An 18,415-nucleotide genomic window follows, 5' to 3' on the forward strand; every position below is an offset into this window, starting at 1 on the left:
AAGCTCGTCGTTGTAGGCCGGAAGCGGTTAGGCTACGTGACTTGCCGCAATATCCAGCAATGCCATTTCGTCGCTGTTCAGCAGCTTTTCAATATTCACCAGAATCAGCATCCGGTCACCCAGAGCGCCCAGCCCTGTCAAATATTCCGTTGACAGCGTGACCGCAAACTCCGGTGCCGGACGGATTTGATCGGTCGTCAGTGACAGCACATCTGACACACCATCAACCACAATACCCACCACGCGTTGACCCAAATTCAGCACAATCACCACGGTGTTCTCGTTGTAATCAACGTCGCTCTGACTGAATTTCACGCGCAGATCAACAATCGGCACAATCACACCGCGCAGGTTAGTCACCCCTTTAATAAAAGATGGCGTATTGGCGATGCGCGTCACCTGATCATAACCACGGATTTCCTGCACTTTCAGGATATCGATGCCGTACTCTTCATCCCCCAGCGTAAACACGAGGAATTCCTGACCTGACGGTTCGCCGGCCAGTTTAGTTACATTACTCATACCGGTCATATTATTCCCTTTCTCACTCAATCAGGCGGCGGTGATCGCCACACGTTGTTCGCGGTTTAACCCCTGCAATGCAGAAACATCGACAATCAGCGCGACGCTGCCGTCGCCGAGGATCGTTGCGGCAGAAATGCCTGGCACTTTGCGGTAATTGCTTTCCAGGTTTTTTACCACCACCTGGTGTTGACCAATGAGTTGATCGACCAGCAGCGCATAGCGACGTCCCGCGCTTTGTAAAATCACCACGATGCCCTGAGTTGCTTCGGTTTTAGCGCCTTCAACCTCAAACACTTTCCACAACTCAACCAGCGGTAAATATTCACCACGTACTTCGAGCACGCGTTCTCCCCCGGCCAACGGATGGAGATCTTCTTCGCGAGGTTGCAGCGATTCCATCACCGCATTCAGCGGCAGAATGAATACCTCATCCGCCACACGAACGGACATACCGTCCAGAATCGCCAGCGTCAGCGGTAGCAAAATCCGGATAGTCGTGCCCTGTCCCTGTTTCGACTGGATCTCAACATGCCCGCCCATTTCCTGGATATTTCGCTTCACCACATCCATCCCGACACCGCGACCGGAGACATCCGTCACCTGCTCGGCAGTCGAGAACCCCGGCGCGAAGATCAGCATGCCGACTTCATCATCGCTCATGTTTTCGTGGATAGGCATGCCCTGCGAGATGGCTTTGGCCAGGATGCGCTCGCGGTTCAGTCCCGCGCCGTCATCGGTGACTTCGATACAAATATTTCCGCCCTGATGCTCAGCGGACAACGTCAGGTTGCCGACCGGATTTTTCCCGGATTCGAGGCGTTTTTCCGGCAGTTCAATACCGTGGTCGAGGCTGTTGCGCACCAGGTGCGTCAGCGGATCGATAATGCGTTCAATCAGGCTTTTATCGAGTTCGGTGGAGCTACCAATTTGTGTCAGTTCAACGTGTTTTCCCAGTTTGCCCGCCAGATCGCGTACCAGACGCGGGAAGCGACTGAAGACATACTCCATTGGCATCATACGAATCGACATCACCGATTCTTGTAAATCGCGGGCGTTACGTTGTAACTGACCCATGCTGGTGATGAGATCCCCATGGTTTACCGGATCCAGTTCGTTAGAACGCTGGGCCAGCATCGACTGTGTGATCACCAGTTCACCGACCAGGTTAATCAGTTGATCGACCTTCTCAACCGCTACGCGAATACTCGTGGATTCGCTGGCCCGTGCGGGTTTTTCTCTCTCGACGCGCCCCTGCGGCGGCTCGCTGGCGGCGGCTTTAACCACCGGGATAACGGCAACCGGCTGCGGTTCTTCCACCACGGTCACCGCCTCAACGGGGGCAGAGGCGACGGTGGTAAACTCAATCTGGTCGGCTTCTATTACAAAGCAGAGTACCGCAATGATGTCATCTTCAGCGAGGTCACCCTCGATCGTTGCCGATAGCGTATCGCTACTTTTGACCACATCCGTTAAGGTCGCCAGGTTCCCCAGTTCTTCTTCCAGTAAATCCACTTCACCGGCCTTCAGACGCGAGAGGACAATTCGTTTTTTAACTTCGTCAGGGGTGGCAGTTTCCTGCGCAATCGTCTCTTCCTGCATCGTCGTGCCGTCAACAACGCTCAGTTTGGCAGGGTTGACGACCGCTGGTGCGGTTTCGCCTTTTGCTTCGAGCGCTAACTGTCGTAGCGCATGACAAATGTACTCAAAGCTGGCGGCATCCGGCTCTTCAGAGCTTTTATAGGCGTCGAGCTGTTCTTGCATAATATCTTTTGTTTCCAAAAACAGGTTGATAATGTCGGCATTGAGCTGCATCTCACCACGCCGCGCTTCATCCAGCAGGTTCTCCATTAAATGGGTCGTTTCCTGCAAAATAGTAAAGCCGAAGGTGCCCGCCCCGCCTTTAATCGAGTGCGCCGCACGAAAAATGGCATTCAGTTGCTCAGAATCTGGAGATTCAGGAACCAAATCAAGCAGGTGCTGCTCCATGTCAGCCAACAGTTCGTCAGCTTCATCAAAAAAGGTCTGATAAAAATCGCTAATATCCATGCTCACGCTATCACCTCGGATTGGCTGGTGGCGATGTGGGAACGCTTGCCGGCGGAACAACCGCTGGCTGTTGTAAGACACTTACCGGCTCATTCTGGCTTTCAGCGTTTTCATGCAAAATGGCCTCTTCTGCTTGCTTATTCAGCACCAGCAGACTTATACGGCGGTTGATGGCGTCCTCAGGACCGCGATCGCTCAGACGCATCGTGGCGGCCATGCCTACCACCCGTAATACTTTTCCCGTGTCCAGACCACCGCTAACCAGTTCGCGGCGCGAGGCGTTGGCGCGGTCAGCCGACAATTCCCAGTTGCTATAGCCTTTCTCACCGTTGGCATAAGGATAATCATCCGTATGACCGGACAGGCTGATTCGGTTAGGGATGTCGTTCAAAACCGGCGCAATTGCCCGCAGGATATCGCGCATATACGGTTCAACCTCGGCGCTCCCGGTCTTAAACATCGGGCGGTTCTGACTGTCGATAATCTGAATACGCAGCCCTTCCTGCACCAAATCAATCTTCAAATGCGGACGCAGCGCGCGCAGCTTAGGATCGGACTCAATAAGCTGGTCCAGGTCGCCGCGTAATTTACTCAGGCGACTTTGCTCCATGCGTTTTCTCAGCTCGTCGATATTCGGCTGCCGGTTCACTTCCCCTTGCTGTTGGGTGTAATCATCTCCCCCACCAGGGATCGGACTTTGGCTGTTTGAAATTCGATTTCCACCGGTGACCGCGGTGGCCAGAGGCGTACGGAAATATTCGGCAATCTGGATCAGTTCTTTCGGGCTGGAAATGGAAATGAGCCACATCACCAGAAAGAAGGCCATCATCGCAGTCATAAAGTCGGCGTAGGCAATTTTCCATGAACCATGCGCCCCACCACCGTGACTTTTATGTTTACGTCGTTTGACGACGATAATGGGATGGGCCTGATTTTTCATGCTTCCTCGGTCGTTTGCTGCGCAGTTGGGTTTCTCACCGCACGAACATGTTCTTCCAGTTCGATAAACGACGGACGTTCGCTGGAATACAGCGTCTTACGACCAAACTCGACGGCAATCGGCGGAGCGTAGCCATTCAGGTTGGAAAGCAGGGTTATCTTCACGCATTGCATCATTTTGGTTGTTTCAGCGCTTTTCTGACGCAAAACGCTGGCAAGAGGAGAAATGAATCCATAGGCCAATAAAATACCGAGAAATGTCCCCACCATCGCATGCGCAATCAGTGAACCCAACTCAGCCGCCGGACGATCGGCGGAAGCCAGGGCGTGAACAACACCCATAACGGCCGCCACGATACCGAAAGCCGGTAATGAATCACCGACCATCGCCAGACTGTTGGCCGGGACTTCCGACTCACTCTCATGCGTTTCAATTTCTTCGTCCATCAGCGCTTCAATTTCAAACGTGTTCATGTTGCCGCTGATGATCAGACGCAGATAATCGACAATAAAATCAAGCATCACGGCATCCGCAAGAATGCGTGGATAGCTGGCGAAGATTTCACTCTCTTTGGGATTTTCGATATCGCGTTCAAGCGAGAACATGCCCTGCTGACGTGACTTGGCCATCAGGCGATACAGCAGCGCCAGCAGATCCATATACATGGCTTTGGTGTATTTTGAACGACGAAAGAGCATGGGGATCGCTTTCATCGTCCCCTTAATGGCTTTGCCGTTATTACCGACAATGAATGCCCCGATACCCGCGCCACCGATGATCACCAGCTCAGCCGGTTGATAGAGTGCCCCAAGGTGTCCGCCGGTCATCATATAGCCGCCGAAAACTGTACCAATAACAACCAGGTAACCTAATAAGATCAGCACGATATCATCCTTACGCAATTGACTATGACAGGATGCGCAGTCGGGCAGTTAACTCAAAGGTCAGGACAAAAAAAAGCAGCGGTAATCGCTTACCGCTGCTGGAGTGTCTATCCACACCGTATCAGTTAAACAGCCTGTTCGATCTGTTCATCCAGCAGTTGTGGAATAATATCGGCAGCATTCTGGGAAAGTTTACGTCTTTTTACGGCGCGCGATGGCGGCTGACATAAACTGCAAGCAAAGCTGCCTGCGGGCTGGTGCGCGTGGGTAATAAAATTTCCGCCGCAGCAGTTGCAGGTAGACAGTTCTAACAATCCGCTGTCGACAAAACGGACAAGCGTCCACGCGCGGGTTAAAGCGAGTAGCGGCCCTTCAGCCGGTTGCGGACATTGTTCAAGATACAAACGATACGCTTTAATAACGGCATCTACGCCGCTGCACAGGCCCGTTTTAAGAAGAAATTGCCATGCATTGCAAAACATAGAAGCATGAATATTTTGCTCCCACGTCATAAACCAATCGGTGGAAAAAGGAAGCATCCCTTTCGGCGGAGGACTACCGCGTAATTCTTTATACAGCTTGATGAGGCGACCACGGCTGAGTTGCGTTTCGCTTTCCAGCATTTGCAAACGGGCGCCCAGTGTGATTAATTCCATGGCTAACTGGATATCACGCGCTTCCTGAACGATGCTTTTTTCGCTCATCATCAAGCCCTTTTCTTACGCGCCGCATCATTGATGTCGCTTAACAGACGCGTTGAAAGCATGATACCTGTGTGAATTTGCTGAAGATCGTCGACGCGGGAGTCTTGCGTCAGGCGGGTAACCGTTTGATGATCGTCAAAACGGAAATGGCATACCAGTTGGTTTGTTTCCGCCAGTTTGACCATTTGAGGAAGGGTTAATGTTCCCAACGTGTCCGCCATCTCTTCGCTGATACCAAGGCGAAACATCGCGGAAGCCTTGTCCTGAACGATTAGACGCTGTGCAAGCAATAAATATGACAAATTTATGTCATAAATGTGTTTCAGCAACTCGGATGTATGCATTATTTGCATCCATAATAACCAACATTATTTTTATGCGGTAGAACCGCACCCCGTGATGTCGCCGGGAAGGCCCGGTAAAAAAAAAGCAAAAGGTCAAATACATAGCAACGTTACGGCATTTACGCGTTGTGTAAACATCCCTTTTTAAGAAGGCCGCGTTCCTTACAAGCTCACATCAATTCTTACAAATGACTAAGATTTTTCCTAATTCGACGCAACTCTACCCGCCGTCAGTTACACATACAACGGAGCCATGCTGCGAATTTGAAGAATATGTGATGTAGATCACATAAATTGAATGAACGTTTAACATAAATCCATCAGCACCGCTTTTATTTTGATTGTTTTATGAGCATCCGCTTTTGCTTTCGATTCCATGCCTGTGAATATTCTTGCATTAAAAGCGAATCGTCTTTTGTTTACAGCAGTTAATATCACACAAAGAAATAACGAGCTGGATCACAGATTTACAATAAACTGTCATTTAAATTTATCTCTTTAGAAACAACAATTTAAACATTCAGCTCAATTAATTAATACCGCGCCGTAACGATATGCCAAATGTTAATTTTTGTTTATTTTTTATTAACACATTGTTTTCATTAGCCAGGAGTTTCACTTAAATCCGCTGAATGAATTTTCAGCTTATGTGATGTGATTATTCTATTTATAAGAATAATTAATGAATAATCATGATGACATTCACACTATTGCCGCATGAAACGTTGCAGTATGGTGGAACCTGGAGTAACGCTAAACTTCCTCTCATAATTCTTGTATTTAAGGAGCGAGTTATGAGCTACACGCACATTCTTGTCGCGGTTGCCGCCACCCCCGAAAGCCACCAGCTGTTAGCAAAAGCCGTTTCTATCGCTCGTCCTGTCAACGCCCGTATTAGCCTGGTAACCCTGGTCTCGGATCCCGAGCTGTATAACCAGTTCGCGGCCCCCATGCTGGAGGACCTGCGTGATGTAATGCAAGAAGAGACGCAGAATTTTATCGACAAGCTCACCCATGAGGCGCAGTACCCCATTGAGCACACCTTTATTACCTATGGGGCACTCAACGAACATATTCTGGATATCTGCCGCAAACACGCCGTCGATCTCGTCATTTATGGCAACCATAACCACAGCTTCTTTTCGCGAGCATCCTGCTCCGCGAAAAGCGTTGTCAGCGCGAGTCAGGTCGATGTGTTACTGGTACCGCTGGCGGGTGATTAATAGCTATATACTCGCCGTCAGGCCAGTTTTGGAAAGTCAGCCACGGTGTCGTGCGGCTGACTTTCAGCCTGACGCGGCGTGACCTTTTTTAAATCGCGAATAAAACGCGCCTGCCAGTTGTTGATATCATTTTTAACGATAATTTCCAGCATCTCGGCGTGGCGGGATATACGTTCGGCAAGCGGCATGGTTAACGCGCGGTTTAATGCGCCCGCGACATCATCCCGGTCATAAGGATTAACAATCAGCGCTGAGGTCAGTTCATGCGCTGCCCCGGCAAATTGCGATAACACCAGCACGCCTGGATTGGCGGGATCTTGCGCAGCCACGAACTCTTTGGCAACCAGGTTCATCCCATCCCGCAATGGCGTCACCAGCCCGACATCCGAATAACGGAATATCTTCATCAGCAATTTACGATCAAAATACTGATTCAAATAATAGAGCGGCGTCCACCCCAGTTGCCCGTATTTACCGTTGATGCGCCCTGCTTCCGTCTCCAGTTGGTGGCGTATATCCTGATAAGCCTGCACCTCTTCACGCGATGTCGGTGCTATTTGGGTATAGCGAATTTTACCGTGATGCTGAGGGTAACGTTCCAGAAGTGCCTCATAGGCCTGAAATCGCTCCGGCAAGCCTTTGGAGTAGTCCAGTCGCTCAACCGAAAATATATTCTTCACGTTTTTTAGCTCGGCTTTGAGCTGCGCCATTTTCGGCGGCAGTGCCCCGGCCGCCTGGCGGGCAATTTCATCGGGCGCAATACCGATAGGATAGACCTGGGTACGGAATACCTTGCCCCAGGCCTGATGATGATTGTCGCCGCGCGTGGTTACCCGGGTTTGTACACTCAGCGCGTCGATAAAAGCCTGACGATCGTTCTCAGTCTGGAATCCCAGTAAGTCAAAATCACACAATTGCTCAAGCAACACATCATGTGGGGGCAGCGCGTTGAATATCTCCGGCGTCGGGAAAGGAATATGCAGGAAAAAACCGATACGATTATTCACGCCACGTTTACGCAGTTCACTGGCAAACGGTAATAAATGGTAATCATGAACCCAGATGATGTCGTCATCGTTAAGTAAGGGCAGCAGTTTATCGACCAATAATGTATTGACCCGCTGATAACCTTCCCATGCCGGACGCTGAAACTGTACCAGATCCAGACGATAGTGAAAGGCAGGCCATAAGACGGCATTCGAAAACTGGCAGTAATACTCTTCGTAATCTTGCTCACACAGATTAAACGATGCCCAGGTGATATTGCCGCGGGTGACTTTTTTTAACGGTTTGTCTTCATTACCGATCTCACCGCTCCAGCCAAACCACAACCCACCTGCCGTTTTCAATGCCCCCAGCACGCCAACCGCCAGGCCGCCAGCACTACCTTTGTCATCCGGTGAGGCAATTCGATTAGAGACTACGACTAAACGACTCATGGTCATCACTCCTGTCATTCGTTACTTTTTGTTCTTGCTGTGGACAGTTGATCTGCTCCAGCCAGCGCCAGACGTCCGTTACACCAGCCAGACGCCACATCGCCTGGGTCGCGCCGCTCCCCACCTTCACGGAAACACCGTCAGCGCGGTTTACCACACTGAAACCCGATTCATCCGTTAAATCATCACCGACAAAAACGGGAAGGCGTCCGGCAAAAGGCACTTCCTGCATGAATGCGGCAATCGCTTCGCCTTTGTTCGTGCCCTTAGGTTTTATCTCGACCACACATTTACCTGGCTGCAGGGCGAGCTGCGGCCATCTGCGCGTGATGCGTTCCGCCAACGCCAGCAGCGCGGCTTCATGCTGCGGAGCCTGTCGATAATGCAGAGCAAACGCCATGCCTTTTGTTTCCAGCGTCGTACCGGGTAAACCTGCCAGCGCTGCCTGCAATAACGCGCTAATGTCACGTTCAACGTTCTGAGGAAGACTCACAATGTGGGTGTGACCATTGATGTCGCGACGCTCGGCTCCATGAACTCCGGCAAGCGGAAAACAAAAAGGCTGCGTGAGTGCGTCAAGTTCAGCCATTGAGCGCCCTGAAATCAATGCCAGTGCTCCCGCATTGTGCGTCGCGAGGCAATGTAATAACTGCAGGATCGTCTGCGGAACGATGACCTGATCGGGATGCGGCTTGATCTCAGCCAGTGTTCCATCGAGATCAAAAAAATAAGCACAGTTTGCGGGTAGTTCAGGGGGTACGGTTCGCGATGCTGTCACCCGGTTCTCCTCCTTATCATTGTCTGTGCGACGCGCGGATCGCGCCGAAGATAGGATGTTTATACCCAAAATAATTCGAGTTACATGAAGGCGGCAAGTGAGTGAATCTCCAGAAGCATAGGTAACTATGTGACTGGGGTGAGTGAACGTAGCCAACGCACATGCAGCGTGAAGTATGATGGGTATGACGGGTATAAGTATAGACAGTGTGACCAGGCTCGCCATTTGCAAAAACAATCGCCAGCCGGTATAGCGGCTGGCGATAGAGAGAAGCTAGACTAAAAAGTTGGGCGTTAAATCATCAAATGGTGCGCTTCGCTTTTTGTTTGTAACGGTCGAAGATCACCGCCGCCAACAGGATTAAGCCACGCACGACGTACTGGGCGAACGGAGAAATATTCAGCAAGTTCATCGCGTTTTCCACCGTCCCGAGGATCAGTACCCCAGCCACTACATATGAGATTTTTCCGATGCCGCCTTTGAGCGAAACGCCCCCCAGCACACACGCTGAAATCACAATCAGCTCATAGCCGATAGACGTCATTGGCTGACCACTGGTCATACGCGACGCCAGGATAATCCCTGCGACGGCCGATACCAGACCGGAAAGGATGAAGATAATGATCTTGGTGCGGACAACCGGAACCCCCGCCAGACGTGCAGCCTCTTCATTACCGCCGATGGCCAGCGTGTTACGCCCAAAGGTAGTTTTATTCAGCAGTAAGCCAAAAATAATGAAGCAACCAACAGTCAACCAGATAGGAGCAGGCAGCCCCAGCCAGTTAGCGTAGCCGAGGGCGAAGAAGCGTTCGTCTTCGATACCGACCGCTTTACCGTCAGAGATAATATAGGCCAGGCCGCGCACAATCTGCATGGTCGCAAGAGTGGTAATCAGCGCGTTTATTTTTAAACGTGCAATGACAAAACCGTTCACCAGGCCGCAAAGAACGCCCAGCAGCAGCCCAGCAGCGACGCCAATCCACAGACTTTCGGTCATATTGATGACCACCGCAGTCGTGACCCCTGCACAGGCAATCACAGACGCGACGGAGAGGTCAAAGTCACCGGAAGCCAGGCAAAACAGCATCCCACACGCAACCATACCCGACATGGAAACCGCCAGTCCAAGCCCCTTCATATTAATAAAAGAGGCAAAGTTTGGCACAAAGAGGGCGCACACGAGAAACAGCACGGCAAAAACCACCAGCATCCCGTACTGATCCCAAATTCTGCCAAGATTTAGCGCTGATTTGGCTGCGCCAGAACCCGATGTAGAAACGGAAGACATCATACTCTCCTTACTCAGGCTACAGCCTGGCTGACTTTAGGCATAGCAAGGCTCAACGCCTGACGCTCATCCGCCTGTTCGTGAAGCAACACACCGGCAATTTCACCTTCTCTCATCACCACGATACGGTCGGCGACACCGAGAACTTCCGGCAGGTCACTGGAGGCAAACAACACGGCAACACCGCGCGCCGCCAGGGCATAAATAACGTTATAAATTTCATGCTTCGCGCCCACATCAATGCCGCGCGTTGGCTCATCAAGCAAAATCACCTTCATATCTTCCGACAACCAACGGCCAAGAATCGCCTTCTGCTGATTTCCCCCGGAGAGGTTCATGATCAGTTGCTCTGCGCCCGGCGTTTTAATGTTGAGTGAGCGGATATGATGGTCAGCGTTGGTTTCTTCCCAGCTGTTGTTGATCAGGCATCCGCCCAGAACATGCTTACGCCGGGCGCTAATGTTGATGTTGTTACGCACCGAATGGACCGGAATAATCCCTTCAGCTTTGCGGTCTTCCGGACACAGCATCATGCCTGCTTCAATCGCGTGGCTGGGTTTACGGATATCAATCGGCTTATCATCAATAAACACCTGGCCTTCGGTGATCCGCGTCCCGCCAAACAATCCTTTCATCAGTTCGCTACGACCGGCCCCAACCAGGCCAAACAGCCCGACGATTTCACCGCTGCGTACCGATAAACTGATCGGCGTGCGCACGCCTGGCGCTTTAACTTCATGCAAGCGCAGACGTTCAGCACCATACGGTCTGGATTGCCAGCCGTAGATATCACCAAGGTCACGCCCCACCATGGCCTGAACCAGCGCCTCGTGATCAACCTGCTGCATATCCGTAAACGTCTTAACGTACTGACCATCTTTAAATACGGTAATGGCATCACTGAGAGCGAAGATCTCTTCCATGCGGTGCGAAACATACAAAATGATGCGTCCCTCGTTGCGCAATTCGCGAATGACGCGGAACAGATTTTCAATCTCCCTTGCGGAAAGAGAGCTGGTAGGTTCATCGAAAGCGATAATTTTGGCGTTACGCGCCAACGCTTTTGCAATCTCCACCATTTGCCACTGACCGATGGAGAGATATTTCAGCGGCGTGGCCGGATCGATGTCCATCCCCAGATGCTTTAACTGCAAACCAGCTTCGTAATTCAACAACGAGCGGTTCACAATCCCGCCCTTGTGGGGAAGCTGGCCTAAGTAGATATTCTCGGCGACGGTCATTTCCGGTACCAGGTGTAGCTCCTGGTAAATAATGGCGACACCGGCGTTCAGCGCGGTGGTGGTGTCGGCAAACGAAACCTCCTGGCCACGGATCACCAAAGATCCCGTCGTTGGCGCATAGTTACCGCTGAGAATTTTTAATAATGTTGATTTCCCGGCGCCATTTTCACCCATCAGTGCATGCACCTGACCGGCAAAGCAGTCGAAACTAATATCCGTCAGCGCCTTAACGCCAGGGAAGGTTTTGCCAATGCCACGAAATGAGAGATACGGGGTAGACTGTTGCATAACGTCTCCGTGAATCTAATCTGTTGCCGGATAAGAAATGTTCAGCTCTTATCCGGCATTGAGTATTACTTGCCGCCTAAACCTTTTTTCGCCAGCTCTTCTTTGAAGTTATCGCGAGTGATCAACACCACATCCGTCACTTCAGTAAATGCCGGTGGCTCAGCGCCTTTCGTCACCCAGTTGTAGAGCATTTCACTGGATTTGTAGCCATGTACGTCCGGGCTTGGCAGCAGTGAGCCGTAGAATCCGGTCGCTTCGCCTTTAGACAGTTCGCTAATGGCATCGACACCGTTAATGCCAATCCCAATCACGTTCGGTGCTTTAAAGCCCTGCCCTTCAGTCGCGCGTACGCCGCCCAGTACGGTGTTGTCGTTCATCCCGACAATCAGCCAGTGTTTAACTTCAGGATGCTGAACCAGCATAGAGTTCGCGGCGTCAAATGCGCCGGGGATATCATTGGATTTGGTGGGAACCTGATAGATCTGTTTTTCCGGGAAGCCCGCAGCTTTGAGTGCTTCCATTGAGCCGGATGTACGACGGCGCGCGGTATCCAGTTCGTTAGCGGTAATCGCCATCACGGCGGAAGATTTCACATCCCAACCGCGTTTTTGCATTTCTTTGTACAATTCCTGCCCCTGACGCTCACCAATTTTTGTTGCCGCCATCATCACCAGCGGCACGGTGTCCATCGGTTTACCTTTGGCGTTGGCAAACTGGTCATCAACGGCGATTACTTTCATGTCGTAGCCACGCGCCTTAGCCATAATCGCAGGCCCGAGTTTGGGGTCCGGCGTACAAATAACGAACCCTTTCGCCCCACTTGCCGCAAGGCTGTCGATGGCATTCAGGGTTTTCTCACCATCTGGGACAGCAATCTTAATCACTTCAAAACCAAGATCTTTACCGGCTTTATCCGCAAATTTCCATTCAGTCTGGAACCAAGGTTCCTCTGGCTGCTTGACCAGGAAACCGAGCTTCATGGATTCAGCGATAGCGGATTGTGACATAACGGCAGCCAGACCGATGGCTGCCAGCGCTTTAGTGAATTTGTGCATGGTTAACTCCAGCTTTAACGTTCTTTTATGTAGGGTAAAATCAGACGATTTTTTGTAATTCGGACGTAAAACAAGGCATTACCTTTTATTAATAAGATCAATGCCAGTGCTGAGAGTAGTTGTAGCGGGAAATTGATTCTCCATAAGAGAGCGGCATCACACCACAGAATTACAGTAATTGCGTACATAAATTCAGTGGGAAATGACATAAAAAAACGTGTTTTTTTCGACGGGGAAAATGAGATGTAGCAGATTAGTCCATAAGCTCAGCCAGTGAATCCTTGTTCCCGAATACAAGGCATTCGAGAACGTAGGCCTTTTTCATACCTAATACTTCGATTTATCCACACAAATAAAACAATGAATGCCGAATTATTTATGCGTTTGATTAATGGCATTCATTAAAATGATCTGACGCCAAAATGCTGCAGATAATCAGTACCAACGTGAAGAGACCTTGCAATGAAATTTAATTTCGCTATATGAAAACGAAATCCTATTATTTTAATAAATTAAAAATCAGTTAGTTACATGATTATTTTTTATGCATAGAAATGTTAAATCTGAAAATACCCTTATGACAATATGTAAAAAAACATAAATGCGTGGATTTAAGGATTTTCTTATGTCCGGGCTACCGCTATGATTATTTGTGATCGGCATAGAATTGCCTCATTGATCACACAAAGGACCGGCGGAACGGATTTATTCTGCTAACAGTATTACGTGTACGTAGATGTGAAGTGCAACGACAGCCCGTTGTACTGACGTGAGTAACGTACATTTCCCTTTCTGGAAATAAGGATATTGATATGGCTGCAGTTGGAATTGTTCATAAACTCAACACCCAAATGAACCTTGAGTTTTACGCATCAAACCTCTACCTTCACCTCAGCGAATGGTGCTATGAGCACAGTCTGACCGGCACCGCAATGTTTCTGCGCACCCAGGCACAGAGTAACGTCACGCAAATGATGCGCGTGTTTAATTTTATGAAAAGCGCGGGTGCCAACCCCATTGTCAAAGCCATCGACGTACCTGGCAATGAGATGACTTGCCTTGAAGAGTTATTTCAAAAAACGCTGGACGAATATCAACAGCGAGCCAGCACGCTGTCACGCTTAACGAACGAAGCGGAAGCATTGAACGATGCCCCAACCGTTGATTTTCTTCATGATCTGGAAAAAGAACAGCAGCAGGATGGCGTGCTGTTACAAACGATTCTTGATGAGGTGCGTAGTGCCAAACGCGCCGGGCTGTGCATGGCGCAAACGGATAAGCACCTGCTAAACGTGGTTAATTACCAGCAGCACTAATACCTGGCATCACCCAATCTGCGCCTCCCTTTCCGAGAGGCGCAAAAAAACCTTTCTAAAACCTGAAACAACGGTTTATTTTAGTGAGACTCACTCTGCGGGGTGAATTTCAGTTCGATCAACGCAACGGCTTTTTGAATTGCGCGCATCGTCACCGGATCGGCCCCCGCTGGATGACTAGAAAAATCGATGCTTTTCAGCTGACTGGACATTTTCTCCCGCACTTCTACCGGGGCAATAACATCAATGACATCCAGAATTTGCTTGATAACCAGCTGACAGGCAACAACGTCCGAGAGCAGTTCCTGATCGGCATTCAGTGTTTGGGACATAGTGAGCTCCTTATAGAAAGGTCGCCATAGTACCCATTCAGCGCGCGAAACGATAGCGGTGCCGTCATTACGGCTGCGCTGAAAATAAAAAAAGATCCCGTGATTTCCTTTGAGATGGCAAGCACAACATGAGTAACGATTTAGCGGTTGAGAATAAACGTGGCATCTCCCCGGCGGCCTTGCTCGTTGCCGGGGCTTTTTTTATGGAGTTTATCGATGGCACGGTCATCGCCACCGCCCTGCCCGATATGGCGAAAAGCTTTGGCGTGCCGGCAGTCGATCTGAACATTGGCATCAGCGCCTATCTGATCACCCTGGCGGTTCTGATTCCCGCCAGCGGCTGGATTGCCGATCGCTTCGGCGCGCGCAAGGTATTTAGCCTGGCGCTGGTCATCTTTACCCTTGCTTCAATACTATGCGGGTTAGCCACCAGCCTGGAAGGCTTTGTGGCAATGCGTATCTTACAGGGGGTGGGCGGCGCGTTGATGGTACCTGTCGGTCGCCTCGCGGTGCTGCGTACCACGCCAAAACACCAGTTAATTACCGCCATTGCTACTCTGACCTGGCCGGCATTAGTCGCTCCCATCATCGGCCCACCGCTCGGCGGGTTTATCACCAGCTACGCCAACTGGCGCTGGATTTTCTTTATTAATGTCCCGTTGGGATTACTGGCAATAACCCTGGCGTTACGCTTCATCCCCGACATTCATGACGACGAACGCCGTCCATTCGACACCCCCGGCTTTATTGCCACTTCTGTCGCCATGGTCAGCCTGGTGTATGCCATGGAGTTACTGGGATCGCAGCAACCGCAAGGCTGGTTGACTGCAGGGCTGCTCACGCTTGGGATAATCACCTTCCTGTTTGCCCTGCGCCATTTTCGCCATGCCGCCTGGCCGATGATTCGTCTGGATGCTCTACGTGTCCCCACCTTTCGCGTCACCATGTTCGGCGGATCGCTGTTTCGCGCGTCTATCAGCGCCGTTCCCTTTCTGCTGCCGTTAATGTTTCAGGTGGGGTTTGGCATGAACGCCTTTCATGCTGGCTCGCTGGTATTGGCAGTGTTTGTCGGCAATCTGACAATTAAACCCGCCACTACGCCGTTGATACGCTGGCTGGGCTTTAAGAAGTTGCTGTTGATAAACGGTGCGTTGAACGTGCTGGCGCTTCTGGCTTGCGCGTTGATTACCCCGCAAACGCCGGTGTGGGTTATTTTACTGGTGCTGTATCTGGGTGGCGTGTTCCGTTCGATCCAGTTTACCGGCGTCAGCACGCTGGCCTTCGCAGATGTCCCCGCACCGCAGATGAGCTATGCCAATACGCTGTTCAGCACGGCCACACAATTAGCGGTGGGGTTAGGGATTTCGCTGGCGGCAATTGGTATCAGAATTGGCGATAAGGTCAGCGAGTGGCTGGCGCTGGACAATATACCCGGCATTAGCTTCCGTCTGGCTTTTGTAGCAATTGCCATTATTTGCCTGACTGGCATGGTAGATACGCTACGACTGACCCGCGACGCGGGAAGTGCGGTGTCAAACAAGAACAAATAAGCCCGGACAGCCTACGCCACCGGGCCAGCAACATTTAGCCAATCATCTCACGGACAAACGCTTCGATAGATTTGTCCTGGCAGTTTTCAAAGAAACACTGCTGGAAACGCGGGCCGGATACGGCGGTTTTCACCAGTTCAGGATCGATAGCGCGCAAGGTATCGAGATAGTTTTCTTTCACGACTGCTTCTTTAACCTGATTCAGAATTCCGGCGTTACGCACCTGCGGCTCTTTACGCTCCGGCGGATAACCTTCACCGTTACGACCTGTGAAAGCTTTCTCGAACATGTAGCGCACGTTCAGTTCTGCGCCCCAGCCGAAACCTTTCGCAAACGCCAGGGAGAGCGCATTGCCGTTGTTGATTTGAGCAAACAGGAAGGCGTCTGCCGGATCGAGGCAGTAACCGCACACCACTCCCGGATGGATATTCAGCGACATCATGGCACCCTGGCCCGTACCGCAACCGGTGACGACAAAATCAACCGCTTTAGAATTAAGCAGGATGCTGGCCATAATGCCGAGATGGATGTAGGTCAGATGATGGTCATTTTCGTCGCTCATTCCAACGTTAAACACCGGGAAACCTTTCTCATCCGCGACAGCTTTAAGCTCGTTATGGATGATTGCGTTTTTGCTCGCCTGGCTGTTTTCCATCATCAATGCAATTTTCATTGTGTCTTCTCCTGAATGCGTTGCGGGAATTCCGCCGTAAGCCATCATATTCAGGTCACATTACTATTTTGCAAATTCACTTTCAAATTTAATGAAATTTAGTTTTAAAAAGTCATGAAGTGCTCACATTTTTTCCCCAAAACAACAGACTTGCCTCATGGAAAAGGAGTCGTTGTGATTAATCGCAGGTGATTGTCGAGTTATTCAGGCCATTGCCCGATCGCAGTGTATGCGACGATAGCGTATCACCGAACTTTCAGAGCGATATCATGAAGACCCTTATCCTAACCCTTTTGCCGCTCGTGCTGACGGGATGCACTATCACTAAACAGGCACAGATCAGTGAAGCCAGCGCTGTCACCGGCGTGGTTCGTCTGACTTACAACCAGGCCATGCTGCAGACGGCACGTACCGATGATTATGTTGCCCAGGGTACGGCAACGAAGGCGTGTCAGCAGATGGGATACGCCAGCGCGATGGCGTTTGGTCAGCCGGTAGCCACCTGCAGCATTTATGCAGGCTCTCTGTGTATGAATACCAAAATCACGCTCGCCTGGCAGTGCCACGGTGCAGTTGTCGCACAAGCCCCTTCTTTAAATTATTAATTTGCGGACCAGCATATTGTTGCTGGTCTATTATGGTTTCCTGACTTATATCGCCGACTCAATATCGTTAATGCGTTTTATTCCCATTCGCATTTTTAATAATTAAATTTATTATTTTACCTTTTGCAAATAATTAAATAACAAATTATAGTGACGCCACATCAATATATAATTAACGTTCGTGGAGCAGAACCATGCTGAAAACAGAAATGATCGACCAACTGAATGAGCAAATGAACCTTGAATTATATTCATCCCTGCTCTACCAACAGATGAGTGCGTGGTGCAGCTATCACAGTTTCGAGGGTGCCGCCGCGTTTCTGCGCCGTCATGCGCAGGAAGAGATGACGCATATGCAGCGTTTGTTCGACTACCTGACCGATACCGGCAGCTTACCGTGCATTAATACCGTGCCGTCACCGTTTGCTGAATATGCTTCTCTGGATGAACTGTTCCGTGTCACCTATGAACACGAGCAGCTGATTACGCAGAAAATTAATGAACTGGCACACGCGGCAATGACCCATCAGGATTATCCAACCTTTAATTTCCTGCAGTGGTATGTTGCCGAGCAGCATGAAGAAGAGAAATTATTTAAATCAGTTATTGATAAATTAACGCTGGCAGGCAAAAGCGGTGAAGGTCTTTATTTCATCGATAAAGAACTGGCCACGCTTGATACGCAGAATTAATGCTGTCGACTAACGGTGGTGTATCGCCACCGTTAGTCAACAATCTTAATGACGGCAGATCTTGCTTTCGTGTGTAGAGAAGCCATCGTCTTTGGCAATAAACTTCCCCTTCGCCGCTAAAAATGCCACCAACTCAGCCGCCGTCATGCCTTCCGCAGAACAGGTATGAAAACGTGCCTGCTCCCCAAAACGTGCCGTAATCGCCGCCTCAAGGCTGGCATTTGAATACTGTTCACCAGACTCAATCATCATGTTGAGTACTTCGTGGCCGTGAATAGATTCCATACATTCTCCTCAATAAAGCCCGTAGCCTAATGTGAACCGCACCACGCTGCTTTGCGCTAACGCAGGAAAAATGTCATCTGGAATACATCTTAATCACTCAATTTTTGTAAATATTAATGTACAGTCATTGTAACGGTCATTTGACGAAAATAGCGTTATGCCTTACCCTGCGCCGCAGATACAACTGTTGACTATCTCTGGGACAGA

Annotated in this window: 19 protein-coding genes; 5 read left to right on the plus strand and 14 right to left on the minus strand. The window is 50.3% G+C overall.

Annotated elements, in window-relative coordinates; translation table 11 throughout:
- Positions 1–27 precede the first annotated feature (27 nt).
- From cheW to flhD, 6 genes are all read right to left on the minus strand, one after another.
- Positions 28–531 carry a chemotaxis protein CheW gene (cheW, locus tag E4Z61_RS07820; RefSeq protein ID WP_115258791.1) on the minus strand — a complete coding sequence of 168 codons (504 nt, stop codon included), beginning with the start codon at positions 529–531 and terminating at the stop codon, positions 28–30.
- 21 nt (positions 532–552) lie between these two features.
- Positions 553–2,577, minus strand: coding sequence for a chemotaxis protein CheA (cheA, locus tag E4Z61_RS07825; RefSeq protein WP_135322275.1), 2,025 nt, complete (start codon positions 2,575–2,577; stop codon positions 553–555).
- Positions 2,578–2,581: 4 nt separating this feature from the next.
- Positions 2,582–3,511, minus strand: a complete 930-nt coding sequence (gene motB / locus E4Z61_RS07830) for a flagellar motor protein MotB (protein ID WP_135322276.1) — start codon at positions 3,509–3,511, stop codon at positions 2,582–2,584.
- Positions 3,508–4,395, minus strand: coding sequence for a flagellar motor stator protein MotA (gene motA / locus E4Z61_RS07835; RefSeq protein ID WP_135322277.1), 888 nt, complete (start codon positions 4,393–4,395; stop codon positions 3,508–3,510). Before motA ends, motB begins: the two co-directional genes overlap by 4 nt.
- Before the next feature lie 125 nt (positions 4,396–4,520).
- A complete protein-coding gene (gene flhC, locus E4Z61_RS07840; protein ID WP_135322278.1) occupies positions 4,521–5,105 on the minus strand; it encodes a flagellar transcriptional regulator FlhC in 585 nt (194 codons plus the stop codon).
- Complete coding sequence (gene flhD, locus E4Z61_RS07845; protein ID WP_137399382.1) at positions 5,102–5,443, minus strand: flagellar transcriptional regulator FlhD; 342 nt, start codon at positions 5,441–5,443, stop codon at positions 5,102–5,104. Before flhD ends, flhC begins: the two co-directional genes overlap by 4 nt.
- A 794-nt stretch (positions 5,444–6,237) precedes the next feature.
- Here flhD and uspC point away from each other — a divergent pair.
- The gene (gene uspC / locus E4Z61_RS07850) at positions 6,238–6,666 is read left to right on the plus strand and encodes a universal stress protein UspC (protein WP_135322279.1); all 429 of its coding nucleotides are present in this window, start codon (positions 6,238–6,240) and stop codon (positions 6,664–6,666) included.
- Between the two features lie 17 nt (positions 6,667–6,683).
- Here uspC and otsA read toward each other — a convergent pair whose 3' ends face one another.
- The 5 genes from otsA to E4Z61_RS07875 form a co-directional block, all read right to left on the minus strand.
- Complete coding sequence (otsA, locus tag E4Z61_RS07855) at positions 6,684–8,105, minus strand: alpha,alpha-trehalose-phosphate synthase (protein ID WP_135322280.1); 1,422 nt, start codon at positions 8,103–8,105, stop codon at positions 6,684–6,686.
- Positions 8,080–8,883, minus strand: a complete 804-nt coding sequence (otsB, locus tag E4Z61_RS07860) for a trehalose-phosphatase (RefSeq protein WP_135322281.1) — start codon at positions 8,881–8,883, stop codon at positions 8,080–8,082. The genes otsA and otsB overlap by 26 nt, the downstream gene beginning before the upstream one ends.
- Positions 8,884–9,184: 301 nt before the next feature.
- Complete coding sequence (gene araH, locus E4Z61_RS07865) at positions 9,185–10,171, minus strand: L-arabinose ABC transporter permease AraH (RefSeq protein WP_135322282.1); 987 nt, start codon at positions 10,169–10,171, stop codon at positions 9,185–9,187.
- Between the two features lie 14 nt (positions 10,172–10,185).
- Entirely contained in the window at positions 10,186–11,700 is a 1,515-nt protein-coding gene (gene araG, locus E4Z61_RS07870) for an L-arabinose ABC transporter ATP-binding protein AraG (protein ID WP_135322283.1), read from the minus strand.
- 65 nt (positions 11,701–11,765) lie between these two features.
- Entirely contained in the window at positions 11,766–12,755 is a 990-nt protein-coding gene (locus E4Z61_RS07875) for an arabinose ABC transporter substrate-binding protein (RefSeq protein ID WP_135322284.1), read from the minus strand.
- 812 nt (positions 12,756–13,567) lie between these two features.
- On the opposite strand from E4Z61_RS07875, the gene E4Z61_RS07880 reads away from it, so the two are divergent.
- Positions 13,568–14,071, plus strand: coding sequence for a non-heme ferritin-like protein (locus E4Z61_RS07880; protein ID WP_135322285.1), 504 nt, complete (start codon positions 13,568–13,570; stop codon positions 14,069–14,071).
- A gap of 80 nt (positions 14,072–14,151) precedes the next feature.
- Here the strand turns inward: E4Z61_RS07880 and E4Z61_RS07885 are convergent, their stop codons facing one another.
- Positions 14,152–14,403, minus strand: a complete 252-nt coding sequence (locus E4Z61_RS07885; protein ID WP_135322286.1) for a DUF2766 family protein — start codon at positions 14,401–14,403, stop codon at positions 14,152–14,154.
- A 128-nt stretch (positions 14,404–14,531) separates the two neighbouring features.
- Here E4Z61_RS07885 and E4Z61_RS07890 point away from each other — a divergent pair, with 128 nt between their 5' ends.
- Entirely contained in the window at positions 14,532–15,953 is a 1,422-nt protein-coding gene (locus tag E4Z61_RS07890) for an MFS transporter (protein WP_135322287.1), read from the plus strand.
- A gap of 34 nt (positions 15,954–15,987) precedes the next feature.
- Here E4Z61_RS07890 and E4Z61_RS07895 read toward each other — a convergent pair whose 3' ends face one another.
- Positions 15,988–16,626 carry an RpiB/LacA/LacB family sugar-phosphate isomerase gene (locus E4Z61_RS07895; protein WP_135322288.1) on the minus strand — a complete coding sequence of 213 codons (639 nt, stop codon included), beginning with the start codon at positions 16,624–16,626 and terminating at the stop codon, positions 15,988–15,990.
- 269 nt (positions 16,627–16,895) lie between these two features.
- Here E4Z61_RS07895 and yecR point away from each other — a divergent pair, with 269 nt between their 5' ends.
- Complete coding sequence (gene yecR / locus E4Z61_RS07900) at positions 16,896–17,231, plus strand: YecR family lipoprotein (RefSeq protein WP_135322289.1); 336 nt, start codon at positions 16,896–16,898, stop codon at positions 17,229–17,231.
- Positions 17,232–17,425: 194 nt separating this feature from the next.
- On the plus strand, positions 17,426–17,923 hold the full coding sequence (gene ftnA, locus E4Z61_RS07905; RefSeq protein ID WP_135322290.1) for a non-heme ferritin: 498 nt from the start codon (positions 17,426–17,428) through the stop codon (positions 17,921–17,923).
- 45 nt (positions 17,924–17,968) lie between these two features.
- Here the strand turns inward: ftnA and E4Z61_RS07910 are convergent, their stop codons facing one another.
- Positions 17,969–18,208 carry a YecH family metal-binding protein gene (locus E4Z61_RS07910; protein ID WP_135322291.1) on the minus strand — a complete coding sequence of 80 codons (240 nt, stop codon included), beginning with the start codon at positions 18,206–18,208 and terminating at the stop codon, positions 17,969–17,971.
- Positions 18,209–18,415 lie beyond the last annotated feature (207 nt).

This window comes from Citrobacter tructae, assembly GCF_004684345.1.
Classification (GTDB): Bacteria; Pseudomonadota; Gammaproteobacteria; order Enterobacterales; family Enterobacteriaceae; genus Citrobacter; species Citrobacter tructae.

Coding starts and splice junctions, on each gene's coding strand:
- araH (WP_135322282.1), bottom strand. CDS start 10,171: ATGTCTTCCGTTTCTACATCGGGTTCTGGCGCAGCCAAATCAGCGCTA.
- otsA (WP_135322280.1), bottom strand. CDS start 8,105: ATGAGTCGTTTAGTCGTAGTCTCTAATCGAATTGCCTCACCGGATGAC.
- E4Z61_RS07890 (WP_135322287.1), top strand. CDS start 14,532: ATGAGTAACGATTTAGCGGTTGAGAATAAACGTGGCATCTCCCCGGCG.
- uspC (WP_135322279.1), top strand. CDS start 6,238: ATGAGCTACACGCACATTCTTGTCGCGGTTGCCGCCACCCCCGAAAGC.
- motB (WP_135322276.1), bottom strand. CDS start 3,511: ATGAAAAATCAGGCCCATCCCATTATCGTCGTCAAACGACGTAAACAT.
- E4Z61_RS07880 (WP_135322285.1), top strand. CDS start 13,568: ATGGCTGCAGTTGGAATTGTTCATAAACTCAACACCCAAATGAACCTT.
- E4Z61_RS07910 (WP_135322291.1), bottom strand. CDS start 18,208: ATGGAATCTATTCACGGCCACGAAGTACTCAACATGATGATTGAGTCT.
- ftnA (WP_135322290.1), top strand. CDS start 17,426: ATGCTGAAAACAGAAATGATCGACCAACTGAATGAGCAAATGAACCTT.
- E4Z61_RS07875 (WP_135322284.1), bottom strand. CDS start 12,755: ATGCACAAATTCACTAAAGCGCTGGCAGCCATCGGTCTGGCTGCCGTT.
- araG (WP_135322283.1), bottom strand. CDS start 11,700: ATGCAACAGTCTACCCCGTATCTCTCATTTCGTGGCATTGGCAAAACC.
- yecR (WP_135322289.1), top strand. CDS start 16,896: ATGAAGACCCTTATCCTAACCCTTTTGCCGCTCGTGCTGACGGGATGC.
- flhD (WP_137399382.1), bottom strand. CDS start 5,443: ATGCATACATCCGAGTTGCTGAAACACATTTATGACATAAATTTGTCA.
- E4Z61_RS07895 (WP_135322288.1), bottom strand. CDS start 16,626: ATGAAAATTGCATTGATGATGGAAAACAGCCAGGCGAGCAAAAACGCA.
- E4Z61_RS07885 (WP_135322286.1), bottom strand. CDS start 14,403: ATGTCCCAAACACTGAATGCCGATCAGGAACTGCTCTCGGACGTTGTT.
- cheW (WP_115258791.1), bottom strand. CDS start 531: ATGACCGGTATGAGTAATGTAACTAAACTGGCCGGCGAACCGTCAGGT.